Raw genomic sequence first — 18,497 nt, 5'->3', positions numbered from 1 at the left:
AGGTACATTCCACATTGAAGTAAGCGGTACTTACGATATTACCGTAATGAATGCCATCGGACGCACCATTCACACACAAAAAGTGAATGGCCAGGCTACGATCAATATGGATAATGCTTCAGAAGGTATTTATTTCATCAAACTACAAGATGGAAACAATGTGGAAACACAGCGTTTCATTATCAGTAGGTAATAATCGAAACCATTCAAAAAGGCTGCTCATTCGGGCAGCCTTTTTTTTTGCATCTGTCATGACCCAAAAAATATCTATTTCCTGACATAAAATCCTATAAAAACAAAAAAGGACCACCCTGGGGTGATCCTTTTGTTATATCGTAGATTTATTGAACTATTCAAACTCCATCATAAGGGTATTTTTTGGAGCAATTTGACCTTTTTTCACATGAATAGCCTTCACTTTAAATGCTCTTTCTGCAAGTATTTCGTTTTCCATTTTCATAGCTTCCAGAATGAGTAAAGGTTCTCCTTTTTTAACTTTTTGTCCTTCCTTCACAAGTATTTTAAGTATGGTACCCGGAATAAAGGAAATCAGTTTTTTAGGGTTATGTGGTTCGTAAGCTCTGCGCTCATGAAACTTTTTTGTCAGGTACGTTTTATATACCGTTTCATCGACAATAAAGCTTTTGAACCTTGGTTTTTTTGCTTTGTCCTCCATAAGTCAATTGTTTAGAATGGTGGAATACCGTGTTTTTTCTTCGGTTGTCCAACGTTCTTATTAGCTGAAACCTCAATAGAGTGCATCAAAATACGACGGGTTGTTTCGGGCTCAATCACAGAGTCGATATACCCTTTTGCCGCAGCAACGTATGGGTTGGCAAACTTTTCTTTATATTCTTTCACTTTTTGCTTGCGCATAGCTTCCGGATCATCTGCTTCTTTAATTTCCTTACGGAAAATAATATTGGCAGCACCTTCCGGTCCCATCACAGCAATTTCTGCTGTAGGCCATGCAAATACAAAATCGGCGCGCAAGTGACGTGAATTCATAGCAATATAACCTCCGCCATACGCTTTACGCAAAATAATGGTAATTTTTGGCACTGTAGCTTCACTATAGGCATAAAGCACCTTGGCACCGTGTCGAATTACACCGGCATGCTCCTGGTCAACTCCGGGTAAGTATCCGGGCAGGTCTTCAAGCGTTACCACCGGTACATTAAATGCATCACAATAGCGAATAAAACGGGCGGCTTTATCTGAAGAGTCGGTATCTAATACACCGGCCAACACCAATGGTTGGTTGGCCACAAAGCCAACTGTTTCACCGTTAATACGGCCAAATCCAATTACAATATTGGCTGCAAAACGCTCCTGAACTTCAAAAAAGTCAGAGTCATCGACCAATGCACGGATGACATCACGCACATCGTAAGGTTTCTTGGGATCGCTGGGGACAATATCCTCAATTTTAAACTCTTTCCGTGGCTCTTTTGGTGGGAATGCACGTGCTTTTTGGCCATTATGCCATGGAATAAATGTGATGAGTTTCTTAATTTGATCGAAACACTCCAGCTCATTCTTGGCATAAAAGTGCGCATTACCTGTTTTCTCGGCTTGCACCAATGCACCACCAAGTTCTTCCATGGTAATTTCTTCTCCCAGTACTGTTTTAATAACCTCAGGACCAGTAATGAACATTTTGGAGATTTGATCCACCACAAAAACAAAGTCTGTTAATGCAGGAGAATAAACGGCCCCACCTGCGCAAGGTCCGAGGATTACTGAAATTTGGGGAATAACGCCGGAAGCGAGGGTATTTCTGAAGAAAATTTCTCCATAACCAGCCAAAGAGTTAACACCTTCCTGGATTCGAGCACCACCGGAATCGTTGATACCAATTAAAGGTACACGCATTTTGAGCGAGTGATCCATAATTTTGGTGATTTTGCGGGCATGCATTACACCAAGTGAACCACCGGCCACAGTAAAATCCTGTGCGAAAACACATACTGGCGAACCATAAATGGTACCTGTACCGGTAATCACGCCATCCCCATGTAGTATCTTCTTTTCCATGTTGAAATCGCGGGCATCATGCTCTACGAAAAGATCATACTCATGGAAGGAGTCTTTATCAAGAAGAGCAAGTATACGCTCACGGGCAGTCATCTTACCCATTGCAGTTTGCTTCTGAATCGCCTTGTCGCCACCTCCCTGCTCTGCAATGGCTCTTCTTTTTAAAAGCTCTTTCGTCTTTTGTTTTAATGACATAAGAACAAATTTTGGTTTAACATTAAATCACAACCTGTCGTGTAATTTAGCAGCCATAAATGGCCATATTAACAAATTATTTACAAGATTACGAAATATTGGTTAAAGATAAAAAATCATTTTTAAACATCTCACGCGCGTGAAATGCCCATTCGCCATCTATTAAATTGAGTATCAAAGATAATAAATGAATTTGCGCAGGAGCAAAAAAATCAAATTAGTTTCATCACAGCCGAATCGATTGATATTCTTACGGATAAACGCAGCAGTAAAGACTTAACAGGAAAGTCATTATGCTTTTATATAATTGAGTGCGGTATAAAAAGGTTCTTTGTTGCCAAATTCTTCGTTGTCAAGAATTTTTTGAATGCTCATTAACAATTAGTTAACTCCGCTCCAAAAATTCCCTTCGCCTTGATTTTGACAAAAATTTAGCTTTTTATACTCGACTCATAATTCTAAACCCAAATTGCATTCAATTATTCAAAGGAGAATTGGTATTTTTACACTATGGATGTTCCGGTTCAAAATATACCACACGCAGATGCTTTTCGGGCATGGTTGCAAATTGAAAAAGGTTTATCAGACAATACCATCAATGCTTATATGCATGACCTGCTCAAGCTGGCACAATTCTCTAATGAACACACCGGTAAACTAAAACCAGAATCTACAGATATAAAAACATTGCGGGAATTTTTGCATTGGATACACGATATCGGCCTCTCTCCCACCTCACAGGCCCGCATTTTATCAGGTATAAAAGCATATTTCAGGTTTCTGAAACTAGAAGAAATCATAAAGGTTAACCCGGCGCAATTGTTGGAAACACCTCGAACAAAACGAAAACTCCCTGTCGTGCTTAGTTTGGAAGAAATAGATGCCATCGTGGAAGTGATTGATATGAGCAAACCTCAAAGTCAGCGCAACCGGGCCATTATAGAAACACTTTATGGCTGTGGCTTGCGTGTATCTGAGCTCACAGAACTTCAATTGAGCAACCTGCATTTCAGCGAAGGGTTCATACGTGTAATCGGTAAAGGTAACAGTGAGCGTCTGGTGCCCATAGGAGAAACTGCCATGAAAGAAATCAATACTTATGTGCGATACGAACGTGTGCATGTAGCACCTCAAAAAAACGAGGAAGATTACGTATTCCTGAACCGCCGAGGCAAACACCTGACACGCGTCATGGTATTTACCATGATCAAACAATTGGTGCAAGCAGCGGGAATTAACAAAAATATCAGTCCGCACACGTTCCGGCATAGTTTTGCCACACACATGGTTGAAAACGGCGCTGATTTGCGCGTAGTGCAGGAGATGTTAGGCCATAAATCCATCCTGACCACTGAAATTTATACCCACATCGACCGCCACTACCTCAAAGAAACCCTCATTGAATATCACCCGCATGGGCGGGGATAAAACATGTATGTAATTCCTGATGGCAAAAAGATAGGCATCGCTTATGAAAATGCGCAACAATATTCGACTCCTCCGGAGTCGTCTTGCGCTGCGTAATTCTTCTTCTATAGATATGTAACCCCTCCGGGGTTATTCCTTTTTATTCAAATTTTGTGCGAAATTAATATATGAAACAAACCACTCCCTATAACATAAACAATTCCTGATGCCGGAGGCATCACATATCTGTAGAAAAACATACGTATAACGCATTTTCGATTCCGGAGGAATCGCATATAACACCCAAATTTTAATTATATTGCAAGAAAAAGCCATGGCAGACACCTATTCACAAATTTACATACAAGTTGTTTTTGCGGTCCGCAACCGTCATGCATTAATAAAACCAGAATGGGAAAACGAATTGTTTAAATATATAACAGGTATTGCTCAAAATAATGAACAAAAAATGATTGCTATTAATGGGACAAACAATCATATACATTTCTTTATCGGAATGTCTCCCTCTTGTCGCTTATCTGATTTAGTGCGTGAAATTAAAAAATCGAGTACGAATTTTATACGGGAAAAGCGTTTTTGTCCATATCTGTTTAACTGGCAGGAAGGGTTTGGTGCATTTTCTTACAGTCAATCCCAAATACCTCAAGTCGCAAAATATATTGAAAATCAAAAACAACATCACAAAACGAAATCTTTTGAAGAGGAATATAAAGCCTTATTGAAAGCCTTTAATATTGAATTCAAAAATGAATACCTTTTTGATTGGCTGGAATAAATTGAAATATTCGACTCCTACGGAGTCGCCCTGCGCTGCGTAATTATTTTTCTACAGACAGGTAACCCCTCCGGGGTTAATAAAAAAACATGTCAGGTAAAATAAACCTCCCCGGTGAAATTGCATTTTAGATTATTGAATAATGATGCCGGAGGCATCACATATCTTTAGAAAAACATACGTATAACGCATTTTCGATTCCGGCGCCAGCTGAGTCGAAGCAGGAATCGCATATCTAATATTTTTTTGAAATATTGATAGATATAAATCTCATCATTGCCAAAAACGCTGTGCCTTTCTTTTAACGAAACAATATTCGACTCCTCCGGAGTCGCCCTGGGCTGCGTAATTATTTTTCTACAGACAGGTAACCCCTCCGGGGTTAATGAAAAAATCATGTCAGGTGAAATAAACCTCCCCGGTGAAATTGCATTTTAGATTATTGAATAATGATGCCGGAGGCATCACATATCTGTAGAAAAACATACGTATAACGCATTTTCGATTCCGGCGCCAGCCGAGCTTGTCGAAGCAGGAATCGCATATAACAATAAACCGATAAAAGGTTTTTTTTGCATCCAAAATCGTTCATTTCTACAAAAACAAATCAGCTAAACCATTTCCATGGCCAACGATATTTTCGGGTATCCATTTTTTTGTAATAGTTATGGGTAGCAGGTTTGGGCGGAGGAACCGGATCATAACCATGGCTGCCCCATGGATGACATTTGGAGAGCCGCTTTAGCCCCAACCACAACCCTTTGAAAGGGCCGTGTATCCTTATGGCTTCAACCATGTATTCGGAACAAGTAGGAAAATGCCGGCACGAAGCGGGTGTCATAGGACTGATGGCATAACGGTAAAAATAGACAATCAATAAAATCAGGCCTTTTAAAAGCAAACGAAACGGATAGAGCAATATGTAAATTATTTTCTTCATAAACTTAAAAAAACAAGGTTATACAAGCGGCAGCTGAATAAAGAAAGTGGTGCCCTGCGCGGTTTCCGTATCGAACCAAATTTTGCCACCAAAACCTTCTACAATGTTTTTAACCATTGCCAGTCCAAGCCCCATACCTCTGGTTTTAGTTGTAAAATTGGGCTGAAAAAGTTTACCGCGTATCTCTTCGGGAATACCATCGCCATTGTCTGTTACTTTAATCATCACCATATCGCCAACCTGTTGCGACGACATAGTAACCAAGCCTTTACGTCCTTTAGGAATAGCCTGGGCCGCATTTTTAATCAGGTTATTGAACATACGCAAAAGCCTGCTTTTATCGGCCATAACATTGAAATTTCGAGACTGGTCCAAATCTATTTCAATCTCAATGTCTTTGTATTCGTCATAAAGGTCACTAGCCGATTTAATTATGGAGTTGATTTCCACTTTTTCAATTTGCTCATTAGGCATACGTGCAAATGTAGAAAATTCTGTTGCTATGTTTGATAAGGTCTCTATTTGATAAATCAAGGTGTTACTCACTTTCACCAAACGCTGTTCAAAGTCGGGTGCTTTTTCCTGCCAGGCCCTGAGCATGAGCTGAACACTCAGCTTCATTGGTGTTAGTGGATTTTTTATTTCATGGGCTACCTGTCGTGCCATACTTCGCCATGCTGTTTCTCGCTCCTGCCGGGCCAATAGCTCTACACTCCGGGTGAGCTCCGAAACCATATGATTATATTCGTGTACTAAATCTCCTACTTCATCATCGGTCTTAAGGTCGATGGGTTCGTTATGCTTTTTCAGGTCCACCTCACGCATTTTTTGTCTCAGCATTTGCAAGGGTCGGGTTACGTTATTAGATATAAAAACGGCAATAGTGATGGTTAAAAGAATCAATAACACATAAACATTTACAAATGTTACGATGATACTCGAAATATCTTCCGTCAATAAATCTTCATTGCTAAAAAACGGCAGGTTAATAAAACCCAACATCTTATTGTCCTTATTTACCAGTGGTACGTAAGCGCTGTAATAAACTAACTTGCCAATTTGCTCTTGCTGAATTACCTTAAATCGGTGTTCGTGCTTTAAGGCTCTGAATGCACTAAAATCCATTTTACGACTTAAAAAATCCTGTTTAAATACTTCCGGTCTGGAGGTAGATACGAGGTTCCCATTCATATCAAATACAGAAATATCGGAATTGTAAACATCTGCATATTTTTGCATCAAAAAATTCAGATAATCCACATCTAATTGTTCCATAGATTTATTGTTGGCAAATTGTGTTTGCATCTCCGTAAGTACAGAATGTAATTTTTCATTAATTACCTGCATATTTTTTTTCTCATAACCCTGGCTAATATAATAAACCGACACAGCACCAATGAAAATCAGTGATATTAACAATAGTCCAATCATTGAAAATTGGATACGATTTCGGATACTGTTAGTGACCACAATCCCTTTTCGCTGATAAGTATAATAAAGCGCCAAAATGGAGATGAGCAGGAACACAAAAACAAACAAATAAGAAAAGTTAATTAAGATTTGAAAAAACGACACTGTGGGATAACTGACCACAATAACATTTTCGGGTGAATCCTTATAAACAAGATGGCAAAAATCCAAATTACAAATACGTGAATACTCCTTATCACTTTTGTCATAAGGATCGCCTACAAGGCTATATGGGCAATCTCCATATTTAGAAACCAACCGGTTCTGCTGATAACGGGCATAAGAATAGGTTCCAAGCAGAGAGGAGCCAACATTTCGATATTTATCAAGTAACTGCGTAAACCCCGGATTATACTTTACGATTTTAGCCTTTAGTTTAATAATTAGGGTAACGTGCGTACCATCAGAAACAAGTATATCGTGCAAACCCATATATTGAAGTCGGCTATCTTCCTCTCCCATAAAGAAATAATTAGACTTAAAAACAGGCTCTCCTTCTTCGAGCGCCAGCCGGTGATTGTATTGCCTACAGTGCTGCCACTGTACAGGCGATTCCTCTACGAAAACACTGTCTGTATCGTGACAAACATCAAGCTGCATTTCATAACGGGCAAGATAATTACTGTAATAGGTCCTTTTCAGATACTGATAGAGTTCATCCTGATTGACGGTTTTAGCAGCCAATAAGGTATCTACATAAGGGTCTGCCGGAATATCTTCACTAATTTCCTCAAAACGCATTTGCGCATAAAAATCTTGCGAAAGTGAAAGGTTTACTGCCAGCAATTTCATTCGGCCAAACTGCTTTTCATTATGTTGCACATCGATTACATGTGTAAGATACAATGCTGATGCAGCAGCAAAAATTAGAATAAAGCTGTATTTAAACTTTTTATACCAGCGATAATACAACATTAAATTAACTAAAACCAAATAAAAAGCAATGCTCAGCCAACTTAGGCCAGACACAAATAAAAAACCCAAAAATAAGATTATCAACAAGCTACCGTTAATAAGCCATACTGCCGGTTTTATTTTCAGAAACTTTCTAAAATACTGTATACCCCAATCAACGAATATTAAAAAGGTTATGATATTAATGATAATTGTAAGAAATGCAAGCAGGGTGAAACCTGATAAATTAAACACCTTATAAGGCTGAAACTCAATGGTTGAATCGCGTATAATTGTACTAAGCAAATTGTTAAGCTGAATAATAAAAGCCCCTGTTAAAACAATAAAAAGAAACAGGTAACCATACACTGTTTTGTTATTTCTTAGACTCAGAATCTTGGAGAGGTCTATTGTATAATGTGCAAAGTAAAATACAAATAATGCAAATAGGGTATTAAGAATTAAATCACCCAAAGAAGGGGCGAGCCAGTTACTGGCATATAATTTTGGACTAAAAAGTTCAAAATTGTACAAAAAAGACGGAAACTGGTATTTGACCATGACCATGCGCAAAATCACAATAAATACCAGAGAGAAAATAAGAGAAGGATAATAGTTGGAATCGTATTTTTTATAGCGGAACAGCAGAATAAACAAGCGAAAAAACGCGAAAAGAGCTCCGGTAAAAAAAAGAAAAATCAACCAACTGTATGCACTATTCTGGATGGATTTACTTTCAATTTTAAGCGAAAAAAGATAGTTATCATTGTGGTCGAACACCCTGGGTTCTTTCAGCGGGTCTTGTACTATTTGTATGTCGGATGATAAATAAAAATCAGAATTAAAATTGTCGTCAACCATCTCACTCGACGAGTCAAATTTACTTTTTATATAAATAAGACCTACCAGGTCAATATCGGGTAGGCGATAATGCACAGGCACATAATATTTATTGCCCAGCTTAATAAAAGATTTCTCGAAAATATTTAAACCATAAACTTCCGGTACTACCACCGTATTATCAGGCCAAAACCGTAAAAACCAGCTTTTATAAATTACAACAGCTATACCTTCACGTTTGTGCAAGTCTTGCAATGCCTTTGTTTTATACTTCAGGTACCAGTCAAATCCATTGGTCTCGATTTGTGCTGCAACTTGTTGTAATGTTTCTAATGTTTTTTGTTGTTTTTTGCTAATAACCTGTTCAATATGATCCGTATCGACCATATTGTTGCCATCGAAAGTAGTAAAAAAAGACAGGCTGTAAGCCAGTGCTGCCAATACAACAAAAACAATAAAAGCATGAAGTATTTTTGTTCTGAATATTAGCATATCCGGCGTTTATTCATTATGATAAGGTTCATTACGAATGATCGTATTGGCTCTGTATAATTGCTCAAGAAACACGACCCTGATTAATTGATGAGAAAAAGTCATTGGCGATAGTGCCAGTTTCATATGCGCCCTTTCATACACACTCTGATCAAATCCATAAGCTCCTCCAACAACAAATACAAGGCGTTTTACAGCATTAAGCATCTGTTTTTGTAAAAAAACTGCAAATGCCTTACTTGTAAATTGCTTGCCGCTTTCATCAAGCAACACTATGTAATCGTCAGCACTTAAGCGCTTAAATAATAAATCGGCCTCTTTTTTTTTCAGCTCTTTAGGGTTCAGGCGTTCTCCTTTTTTTACGTGGGGAATTTCTTCAATTTCCAAACTATGATAACGATTTATCCGTTTCTGAAATTCCGCTATTCCTTCGGTGATATAACTACCTGCTGACTTTCCGATCCAAACTAATGTAACTTTCAAGGCCTGTTTTTTTTAATTTTAGCACCAATTTAGCAAAAATAAAACCAACAAACATGCCAAACACCAATGAATTGCAATTCACAGCTTCAGATAAAGCATCTCCCAAAATCTACAAGCAAAAAAATCACAAATTAAGGCATGCTTGTGGAATTTAGGTATCATAAGTTTTTATAATTGCAAAAACAAACCGATTGCATTAATTTAGCCACATTAAATCATTAAGTAAGATTATTATGCTCAAACAAATTAGCATCGCCATCCTTCTTTTATCAGCATTGCACCTGTTCAGCCAATCAACGATTGAAATACCTGATAAACTTGAACTTGGCATCAAAAAAGGTGATGCAAGTATTGTAGCCCGGTTCTTTAATGAAAACCTGGAAATGGCGATTGAAGGCGAAGAACACATTTATAGTTCGCGCCAGGCAGAAATAGTTTTACAGAAGTTTTTCAGATCACACAAACCAAAATCTTTTTTTATTAATCATCAGGGGGGAAAAACAAATACAAGCTACATTATTGGAACACTGAAAACACAAAATGGCAACTTTAAAATGATTCTATTATTAAAAAAAGCTGATATTGTAATTCGAATACACCAACTAAGAATTGAAAATGAATAACTTACATAAAGAAACACTTATAGACCTTGCCATTAGAGAAGATGAAGGCACCGGCGACCACACTTCCCTTGCATGTATTCCCAAAGATGCTACAAATAAAGCAGAACTTCGGATTAAGGCCACCGGTATTCTTGCCGGAATGGATGTGGCAAAAACAATATTCGACAAACTGATGCCCGATGCACAAATAGAATGGCTCAAGAAAGATGGCGATAGTATAAACCCCGGAGACATAGCCTTCATTATTGAAGGTAATACGCAAAAATTACTGCAGGCAGAGCGGCTTGTTCTTAATTTCATGCAAAGAATGAGTGGCATTGCATCGCTTACGGCTGAATATGTATCCAGAATTAATGATTTGGATACCAAAATACTAGACACAAGAAAAACAACACCGGGTTTACGGCATTTTGAAAAAGAGGCAGTACGCATTGGAGGCGGGTATAATCACCGCATAGGTCTTTACGACATGATGATGATAAAAGACAATCACGTGGACTATGCCGGCGGAATAGCTCCTGCCATTGAACGCGCAGTTGCTTATCAAAAAATGCACAAACTCGATATTCCGATTGAAGTGGAAGCCCGCAACATGGAGGAAGTAAAACAAATACTGCAAACAGAAAAAGCAAACCGCATAATGCTCGATAATTTTAACTATAAAGAAACCCGTGAAGCGGTAGAATTAATCGACAAACAATGCGAAACAGAATCGTCCGGAGGCATTAATCTGGATACAGTGCGACCTTATGCCGAATGTGGCGTGGATTTTATTTCTGTAGGCGCTTTAACACATCAAATTAACAGCCTTGATATGAGTCTAAAGGCAATATAACGATATAGGTTTTGTAGTAATAAAACTAAACGATTACATACATGCAAACTAAAGGATGGAATACAGAAAAGCAATGTAAATCTCTCTGAATATTACACAAAACTAATTGATTAAATATTTTACAAGTGAAACAATGGAAAGCCCGCATACAAAAAGCAGCAGACAGACTGGCTCAGATAGCTGATGCTATAGTTTTACCCGGTTTTGCAGGTTTGAGTTTGCTCAAGGTGGCCAAACATTTCTTTCAGGCTATAACCCAGGGAGCTGTCGATATAAGAGCAGGAGCAGTGGCCTATAGTTTCTTCCTTGCAGTGTTTCCAACAATTTTATTTTTATTTACACTTATTCCATATATTCCAATAGAAGATTTCCAAATAGAACTCATGGCTTTGATGCGTGATGTGATGCCTCAAAAAATATTTAATCTGGTAGAAAATACCATAGTAGATATCGCCAATAATAAGCGGGGTGATTTGCTTTCGATAGGTTTTGCTGCAGCACTGATATTCAGCACAAATGGAGTAAATACGCTTATTAGCGCTTTTAATGAAACCGTGAATAGCTTCGAAACCCGGAACTGGTTTGAAAGAAGAGCTATTTCTTTGTTAATTGGCATCCTGCTCAGCCTGTTATTGTCTGTTGCCATTGGACTAATTATTTTCAGTGAAAAAATTATTAACTTTTTAGTAGCTACAAACATTCTGCAGGATGAATTCACCATATATATGTTACTTTTTGGTCGTTGGGTTGTCATCATTGCACTATTCTACTTCGCAGTTTCATTTCTCTATTATCTTGCCCCTTCGCGCCATGCAGAATTTAAATTCTTCAGTCCCGGCAACACACTGGCTACCATACTTGGAATCTTGTCATCCATAGGATTTTCATTTTACATCAACAATTTTAGTCGATATAACACACTTTATGGTTCCATAGGAACATTAATTATTTTACTTTTATGGTTTTATATTAATGCATTGGTGCTTCTGGTAGGTTTTGAGCTTAACGCCAGCATACTCAATGCAAAGAAAAAACATCTTGATGACGTGACTTAACATAACTTTAGAAAACATGAAAAAATATTCCATAGTTGTATTAATGCTACTGACTGCCTTTGCACTGCATGCACAAAAAGACATTCAATATGGCAAAGCTTCATTTTATGCCGACAAGTTTGAAGGCAGAACTACAGCATCAGGTGAAAAATACTGGCACTCAAAACTTACAGCTGCGCATCGTACGCTGCCATTTAACACCCGTATACGCGTTACAAATTTGAGCAACAACCAAACTGTGGTGGTACGGGTCAATGACCGTGGACCATTTGCAAAGGACCGGGTAATTGATTTAAGCAAATCAGCTGCACGAAATCTGGACTTCATCAAAGAGGGGGTATGTAATGTAAAGCTTGAAGTATTGGACCGGCCGCAAAAAGACAATTCCGGAAAAGCCGTGGTAGAAGAAGCTGGGACAGGAAAACTTAAAACACGTGGTAAAGATGGTAAACCGGAACAGTTTAAACCCAGGTTTTATAACTTAAGTGTAAAAAGCAAACGTCCAATTGGTTATGGCGTACAGCTGGCGAGTTATAAAGAAATGGTAAACTTACTCGAACGCGTGCAGCACATACAGTCGAAACTTAGTGAAGATATCACCATACAAGTTACTACTGTCGATGGAATGAAAGTATATCGTATTGTTGCCGGACAATTTGACAACCGAATTAAAGCAGAACGTTATAAAGAAAATATTCGAGATGATTTTCCGGGCTGCTTCATTTTTAAATTCTGATACATCATACTAATTTGGTCATTACCTGGCTATTAAATTACTTACTAAGCAGCTTATAGGAAAGTAATGGTTTTATAATCAACAAGTCTCTCACTTATTTCACTTTAATTCAAATATAAAGCCGGTATGGGGCGAAAGTGAAAAATCTGCTACCAAATCTTGCTCACCATTGCACACAAACCTGTTGTTACTTGTGTTTCCATAAACTATTTTGGCATCGAGCTGGTTATTGGCATTCAGCCCAACATGGTTCACAGCATGTGATGGGATCTTAAGTGTAAAGTCTTTCTCCTTATCCACATCGAAGTTTAGTAATACAAGGAGCACCTGACCATTCGTATGACGCATAAAAGCATATATGTAGTTCGTGTCGAGGTGTTGATTGGCCCACATCAAATCATAAAAACCACCGGTTTGAATCACCTTACTGTTTTCGCGATATTTGAGCAGCTTAATATACGCTGCACGCAAATTTCGTGAATTTTCATCGAGCTCTTCACCATCAAATTTACCCCCGTTAACCCACTTTTGAAAATGCTCAACCCGCCAATAATCGAAAATGGTGGTTTTCCCATCTCTACCGCTAAAACCCTCCTTGTCCATTCCGCGCTCCCCCATCTCCTGTCCAAAATAAACCATAACCGGGCCTGTATGCATGGTTGTGGTAAGTACCATTGCGGGGATTGCTTTTTCAGGGTCGCCAATGAAAAACTCAGATGCTATGCGCTGTTCATCATGATTCTCAAGAAACCTAAGCATATACTTTTCTATCCCCTCCTGAGCTTTCCAAATATCAGAGATAGCTGCTGCAGGTGTTTTACCCTCAATTACAGCGCGTACGGTATTATAAAACTGCTCTTTATCGTATAACCAATCAAAATGACCCCGTTCAATGTATTTCTTATATTCGTGCGGTTTGTAAATTTCTGCGATAAACAGCATGTCCGGGAATTTTTCCCTTACCCTGGGAACGGCCCATTCCCAAAAATCAACCGGAATCATCTCTGCCATATCTATTCTGAAACCATCAATTCCCCTTCCTGCCCAGAACTCCAACACTTCGTACATTCTCTGCCAGGTCTGAGGTTCGGGAACAAAATATTCTTTATTATCGTCCTGAAAATCAACACCATAATTTAATTTAACGGTTTCGTACCAGTCTGTTCTGGAGGGTTGAGCCGCAAAAACATTATTTCCGGTAGCTTTGGCTGGCATTTCATAATAAGGCGGGAGGCCTTCTGTATCTATGCCTTCAGGTATTTTAAATGGCGCTCCGGGGATATAGTAAAAATTATTGGCCGGAGAAAAACTCATTGAAGTATCGTCATTTTCTCCAAGAGCGGGAATACCATCCGGCTTTTGTAAAGATTGATATTGGCGGCAAACATGGTTTGGAACAAAGTCGATAATCACTTTAAGGTTTTGCTGATGACACCGCTTGACCAATGCTTCAAATTCCTGCATTCGGTTAGTTATATCCTCAGCAAGGTCGGGTGCTACATCAAAAAAATCCTTCACTGCATATGGAGAACCCGCTTTTCCCTTTACTATTGCTGGATGATCGGCTTCCAGACCTGCATCAGGGAAACTTGTAAATGTAGCGTGCCTTATTACACCAGTAAACCAGATATGAGTAAAACCCATATTTTTTATTTCACGTAAAGCTTCATTAGTAAAATGATTAAATTTAGATGAGCCATTCGTATCCAGATCACCATTATAAACATTTTGGCCACTATCATTTCTGAATAAACGGGTAAAAACCTGATAAATACTTACAGTCATTGTATTATTTTTGAAATTATAAATGAACTACCTCCCTGCAAACTCTAGAATCTACAACAATTTTAATTGCCGGTTGAAGTCAACCAAATTATCTTTTAAGTCATACCGATATGCTAATTTTTCGGGATAGGTTAAAATTACAAAATTTCGAATTAAATATTTCGAAAAACCTTTATTCACAAAAAAAAAGACCGCCGAAACGACGATCTTTTGGGTTATCTCTATATCAGTTTTATTGATATTCGCTGATAGGTGCACATGTACAAACCAAATTGCGATCGCCGTATCCATCGTCGACACGAGCGATGTGCGGCCAAAATTTATTAATTCGTATGTACTCCAATGGGTAAGCAGCTTGTGAACGTTTGTAAGGATGGTTCCATTCATCTGCTGTAACTTCCCCGGCAGTATGTGGAGCCATTTTCAAAAGATTATCTTCATTATCGACTTTTCCGGCTTTTATATCTTCCATTTCTTTTTTGATAGAAATCATAGCCTCCACAAACCGGTCAAGTTCCTGTACTGATTCGCTTTCGGTTGGTTCAACCATTAATGTATCATGCACGGGGAACGATAAAGTTGGCGCATGGAATCCATAATCGATTAACCGTTTGGCAATATCAGTAGCATCTACGCCATATTCCTGGCGGAAATTGCGACACTCGAGAATCATTTCGTGTGCACAACGACCTGTTTCACCCGTATAAAGTACTTCGTAATAACCTTTAAGAGCTGCTACAAGGTAATTGGCATTCACAATAGACATTCTTGTTACCTCCAGTAACCCCTCAGTTCCCAACATTTTTAAGTATGCATGTGTAATGGGTAAAATAGAAGCACTGCCATATGGAGCTGATGCTACTGCTTTAAGTGGTTTTTCACCACCGGTTTTTAACACCGGATTTGAGGGCAGATATGGAACCAGCTTATCATTCACACATATTGGTCCTACACCGGGTCCTCCTCCACCGTGTGGAATGGCAAAAGTTTTATGTAAATTCAGGTGACACACATCGGCACCAATAATGCCCGGACTTGTCAATCCAACCTGGGCATTCATATTGGCTCCATCCATATACACAAGGCCGCCATTATCGTGAATAATTTGATTCATTTCGCGTATGCGGCTTTCAAAAACACCGTGTGTGGAAGGATATGTAATCATGAAAGCGGCAAGCGTATCTTTATATTCTTCAGATTTGGACTTCAGGTCATCCACATCCACATTACCGCTTTCGTCACAATCCACTACAACCACTTTCATTCCGGCCATAATTCCACTTGCAGGATTAGTTCCGTGGGCAGATGATGGAACAATCACCACATTACGATCATGATCACCTTTATCCTTATGGTATTCACGTATAACCATCAGTCCGGAATATTCGCCGGCAGCACCAGAATTTGGCTGCAATGAACAAGCTTCAAAACCTGTAATCTCAGCCAGGTCGCTTTCCAGTTCATCAATAAGTTCTTTATAGCCTTCTGCCTGATCTGCCGGAGCAAAGGGGTGCATATTGGCAAATTCGGGCCATGTAATGGCAAACAATGAATTGGCAGGATTGAGTTTCATGGTACATGAACCCAATGATATCATGGAGTGGTTTAGGGCGATGTCGCGTTTTTCAAGGCGTTTGATGTAACGCATCATCTCGGTCTCGCTGTGATAAGAATTAAAAACTTTCTCCTGCAAATATTTAGACGACCTCAGCAAGGAAGTATCGAAGCGCCTGGCTTTAATTTCTACCACCTGTGGCTCAACCTCTTTGTTGGCTACTCTGGCAAAAACATCCAGAATATCCATTACATCATTAATCTCAGTAGTCTCATTCAAGGCAATACCTACATGTTTGGCATCATAATAGAAAAAGTTTATTTCTTTACTAAGCGCTAACGATTGAATATCACAGCTCTTAATATTATCGGGCAGCTCTACCAGTAAGGTATCAAAAAAGCCATTATTTAATTGACTGTAACCTAATTTAAGCAATTGCTGTTCGAGGGTTGCCGCCATGCTGTGCACGTGGCGTGCAGTGTCTTTAAGTCCCTGCGGGCCGTGATATACGGCATACATTCCGGCCATTGTGGCGAGCAAAGCCTGTGCAGTACAAATATTTGATGTAGCGCGTTCCCGTTTTATGTGTTGTTCGCGTGTCTGTAATGCCATGCGAAGGGCCACATTCTCGTGCCGGTCTTTTGATACTCCGATAATTCGACCTGGCAGCGCGCGCTTCATTTTTTCGGTAGTTGCAAAATAAGCAGCATGCGGGCCACCATAACCCATCGAAATTCCGAAACGTTGGGTAGAACCAAAGGCAATATCAGCGCCCCATTCTCCGGGGGGAGTTAAAATTGCCAGTGAAAGTATATCGGCAGCTACAGCTACCATGGTTTCATTTTCATTGGCATGTTCAACAAATTTACGATAATCATTTACCTCACCACTGGCAGCCGGATATTGCAATATCGCGCCAAATGTTTGGTCATCTAATTTTATTTCATCGTATTTTCCGTACTTAATTTCAATACCCAGCGGTTCGGCTTTTGTCTCGAGAACTGCCTTTGTTTGCGGAAATACATCCTCATCAACAAAAAGGGTATCACCGCCTTTTTTAAATTTACGGGCACGCTTGCTGTGCATCATAATCATAGCTTCAGATGCCGCTGTAGCCTCGTCAAGTAACGATGCATTGGCAATTGGCAAACTGGTAAGCTCACTCACTACAGTCTGAAAATTAAGTAAAGCTTCTAACCGTCCCTGAGAGATCTCCGCCTGATAGGGAGTGTAAGAAGTATACCAACCCGGATTCTCAAGAATATTACGGCGAATAACGGCAGGCATAACAGTCTCATAATAACCCATGCCTATGAATGAGCGGTAAACCTTATTTTTTTTTGCAATTTTACTGATATAATCAGCATATTGCTGTTCGCTCATCGGTGCTGAAAGGTTTAATGGTTTTTTTGAACGAATGGATGTAGGCACGGCCTGATCCATTAACTCATTAATGGAACCGACGCCTATTTTGTCGAGCATAGTTCCAATTTCTTCGGGTCTGGGACCTATGTGTCGGAGTTGAAATTTATCTATTAACTTCATCTTGTGTTTGTTTATTTAGTAATTATACTACAAAAATTGTGATAAAACACCTCAAAGTTAGAAAGAAGATTTACCTGATAAAGAAAAAGTCTTGAAATTTTCTTATGTTTATCACTCAATTGAAAAATATTACTATGATGAATAAATTATTGGTTATATTAACTGCTATAAGTTTATGCTTCGGGGGTTCCGGGCTTATGTCGCAAAATACAATTACGACGATAAGAGGTGATATTTTTAAGACTTCTGAATATTCAATAACAGAAGAAAATGATTTTAAGGAACTAAAATATCTGAATAAAAAGGGTAAGCACCGTTTTTTAGATTTAGATGATGTTTATGCTATTGAAACCAAAGAAAAAAAATCGGTTATTTATCAGCCAAAAAGCGAATACGATCTTTCAAAAGAACAAATGAAAAACCTTGTGAATGGCCGAATAGACGGAAAAGAGGCCGGTAGTTTCTGGGGTCCGTTCCTTTTCACCTATGTAGCAACAAGCAGCACAGGTTTCCTGGAACAAGGTGATCTTTTTGCTGCCCCTTTAGTGCCATTGGGTACTACCATTAGTATTGGGTTATACGGATTATTTTCAAAATTCGGTGTTAATTCAGCAAATGAATATTATAAGAATGGCTACAGAGAAAAAAGGGCTTTTCGCATGATCAAGGCCTCTCTTTTAGGTGGTGGTGCTGGTCTAATAACCGCCGTTGGAATAAACATTCTGCGCAACTAAAGCATTATCAAATCCCAACAAACAACAAGTCTAACAGGAATAAAGTTTAAAACATACTTTTCCCAACAACCTGTT

Annotated in this window: 15 protein-coding genes; 8 read left to right on the top strand and 7 right to left on the bottom strand. The window is 38.9% G+C overall.

The genetic code is table 11. The features are described 5' to 3' along the window. On the top strand, positions 1–193 hold a 193-nt coding region (locus ACTB0Y_RS06990), incomplete at its 5' end, for a T9SS type A sorting domain-containing protein (protein WP_463206099.1). Positions 194–349: 156 nt separating this feature from the next. Here ACTB0Y_RS06990 and ACTB0Y_RS06985 read toward each other — a convergent pair. Together ACTB0Y_RS06985 and ACTB0Y_RS06980 are read right to left on the bottom strand one after the other, a co-directional pair. Beyond that, entirely contained in the window at positions 350–676 is a 327-nt protein-coding gene (locus tag ACTB0Y_RS06985) for an acyl-CoA carboxylase biotin carboxyl carrier protein subunit (RefSeq protein ID WP_463206098.1), read from the bottom strand. Between the two features lie 11 nt (positions 677–687). Continuing rightward, positions 688–2,232 carry an acyl-CoA carboxylase subunit beta gene (locus tag ACTB0Y_RS06980; RefSeq protein ID WP_463206097.1) on the bottom strand — a complete coding sequence of 515 codons (1,545 nt, stop codon included), beginning with the start codon at positions 2,230–2,232 and terminating at the stop codon, positions 688–690. 510 nt (positions 2,233–2,742) lie between these two features. Between ACTB0Y_RS06980 and xerD the strand changes: the two genes are divergently transcribed. Both xerD and tnpA read left to right on the top strand, forming a co-directional pair. Continuing rightward, positions 2,743–3,660: a site-specific tyrosine recombinase XerD gene (gene xerD, locus ACTB0Y_RS06975; RefSeq protein WP_463206096.1), complete on the top strand. Its 918-nt coding sequence runs from the start codon at positions 2,743–2,745 to the stop codon at positions 3,658–3,660. A 298-nt stretch (positions 3,661–3,958) separates the two neighbouring features. Continuing rightward, positions 3,959–4,435 (top strand): IS200/IS605 family transposase, encoded by a 477-nt coding sequence (gene tnpA / locus ACTB0Y_RS06970; RefSeq protein ID WP_463206095.1) that lies wholly within the window; start codon positions 3,959–3,961, stop codon positions 4,433–4,435. Positions 4,436–5,042: 607 nt separating this feature from the next. Here tnpA and yidD read toward each other — a convergent pair. The 3 genes from yidD to ACTB0Y_RS06955 are packed head-to-tail and all read right to left on the bottom strand — an operon-like array spanning position 5,043 to position 9,554. After that, positions 5,043–5,375 (bottom strand): membrane protein insertion efficiency factor YidD, encoded by a 333-nt coding sequence (gene yidD, locus ACTB0Y_RS06965; RefSeq protein WP_463206094.1) that lies wholly within the window; start codon positions 5,373–5,375, stop codon positions 5,043–5,045. 18 nt (positions 5,376–5,393) lie between these two features. Then, a complete protein-coding gene (locus ACTB0Y_RS06960; RefSeq protein ID WP_463206093.1) occupies positions 5,394–9,071 on the bottom strand; it encodes a sensor histidine kinase in 3,678 nt (1,225 codons plus the stop codon). Between the two features lie 9 nt (positions 9,072–9,080). Further along, positions 9,081–9,554, bottom strand: a complete 474-nt coding sequence (locus ACTB0Y_RS06955) for a 23S rRNA (pseudouridine(1915)-N(3))-methyltransferase RlmH (RefSeq protein ID WP_463206092.1) — start codon at positions 9,552–9,554, stop codon at positions 9,081–9,083. Positions 9,555–9,787: 233 nt separating this feature from the next. On the opposite strand from ACTB0Y_RS06955, the gene ACTB0Y_RS06950 reads away from it, so the two are divergent. The 4 genes from ACTB0Y_RS06950 (at position 9,788) to ACTB0Y_RS06935 (ending at position 12,803) form a co-directional block, all read left to right on the top strand. Beyond that, the gene (locus ACTB0Y_RS06950) at positions 9,788–10,177 is read left to right on the top strand and encodes a DUF4783 domain-containing protein (protein WP_463206091.1); all 390 of its coding nucleotides are present in this window, start codon (positions 9,788–9,790) and stop codon (positions 10,175–10,177) included. After that, positions 10,170–11,012, top strand: a complete 843-nt coding sequence (gene nadC / locus ACTB0Y_RS06945) for a carboxylating nicotinate-nucleotide diphosphorylase (RefSeq protein ID WP_463206090.1) — start codon at positions 10,170–10,172, stop codon at positions 11,010–11,012. Before ACTB0Y_RS06950 ends, nadC begins: the two co-directional genes overlap by 8 nt. A gap of 125 nt (positions 11,013–11,137) precedes the next feature. Further along, complete coding sequence (locus tag ACTB0Y_RS06940; RefSeq protein WP_463206089.1) at positions 11,138–12,067, top strand: YihY/virulence factor BrkB family protein; 930 nt, start codon at positions 11,138–11,140, stop codon at positions 12,065–12,067. A 16-nt stretch (positions 12,068–12,083) separates the two neighbouring features. Further along, positions 12,084–12,803, top strand: coding sequence for a septal ring lytic transglycosylase RlpA family protein (locus ACTB0Y_RS06935; RefSeq protein ID WP_463206088.1), 720 nt, complete (start codon positions 12,084–12,086; stop codon positions 12,801–12,803). 99 nt (positions 12,804–12,902) lie between these two features. Here the strand turns inward: ACTB0Y_RS06935 and ACTB0Y_RS06930 are convergent, their stop codons facing one another. Then, complete coding sequence (locus tag ACTB0Y_RS06930; RefSeq protein ID WP_463206087.1) at positions 12,903–14,588, bottom strand: alpha-amylase family protein; 1,686 nt, start codon at positions 14,586–14,588, stop codon at positions 12,903–12,905. A 232-nt stretch (positions 14,589–14,820) separates the two neighbouring features. Continuing rightward, a complete protein-coding gene (gene gcvP, locus ACTB0Y_RS06925; protein ID WP_463206086.1) occupies positions 14,821–17,688 on the bottom strand; it encodes an aminomethyl-transferring glycine dehydrogenase in 2,868 nt (955 codons plus the stop codon). A 134-nt stretch (positions 17,689–17,822) separates the two neighbouring features. Here gcvP and ACTB0Y_RS06920 point away from each other — a divergent pair, with 134 nt between their 5' ends. Then, positions 17,823–18,422 (top strand): hypothetical protein, encoded by a 600-nt coding sequence (locus ACTB0Y_RS06920; RefSeq protein ID WP_463206085.1) that lies wholly within the window; start codon positions 17,823–17,825, stop codon positions 18,420–18,422. Positions 18,423–18,497: the final 75 nt, after the last annotated feature.

The organism is Salinivirga sp. (assembly GCF_055145285.1).
This window is presented reverse-complemented; position numbering and strand designations above follow the sequence as displayed.

Coding starts and splice junctions, on each gene's coding strand:
- ACTB0Y_RS06985 (WP_463206098.1), bottom strand. CDS start 676: ATGGAGGACAAAGCAAAAAAACCAAGGTTCAAAAGCTTTATTGTCGAT.
- ACTB0Y_RS06980 (WP_463206097.1), bottom strand. CDS start 2,232: ATGTCATTAAAACAAAAGACGAAAGAGCTTTTAAAAAGAAGAGCCATT.
- xerD (WP_463206096.1), top strand. CDS start 2,743: ATGGATGTTCCGGTTCAAAATATACCACACGCAGATGCTTTTCGGGCA.
- yidD (WP_463206094.1), bottom strand. CDS start 5,375: ATGAAGAAAATAATTTACATATTGCTCTATCCGTTTCGTTTGCTTTTA.
- ACTB0Y_RS06960 (WP_463206093.1), bottom strand. CDS start 9,071: ATGCTAATATTCAGAACAAAAATACTTCATGCTTTTATTGTTTTTGTT.
- ACTB0Y_RS06950 (WP_463206091.1), top strand. CDS start 9,788: ATGCTCAAACAAATTAGCATCGCCATCCTTCTTTTATCAGCATTGCAC.
- nadC (WP_463206090.1), top strand. CDS start 10,170: ATGAATAACTTACATAAAGAAACACTTATAGACCTTGCCATTAGAGAA.
- ACTB0Y_RS06935 (WP_463206088.1), top strand. CDS start 12,084: ATGAAAAAATATTCCATAGTTGTATTAATGCTACTGACTGCCTTTGCA.
- ACTB0Y_RS06930 (WP_463206087.1), bottom strand. CDS start 14,588: ATGACTGTAAGTATTTATCAGGTTTTTACCCGTTTATTCAGAAATGAT.
- gcvP (WP_463206086.1), bottom strand. CDS start 17,688: ATGAAGTTAATAGATAAATTTCAACTCCGACACATAGGTCCCAGACCC.
- ACTB0Y_RS06920 (WP_463206085.1), top strand. CDS start 17,823: ATGATGAATAAATTATTGGTTATATTAACTGCTATAAGTTTATGCTTC.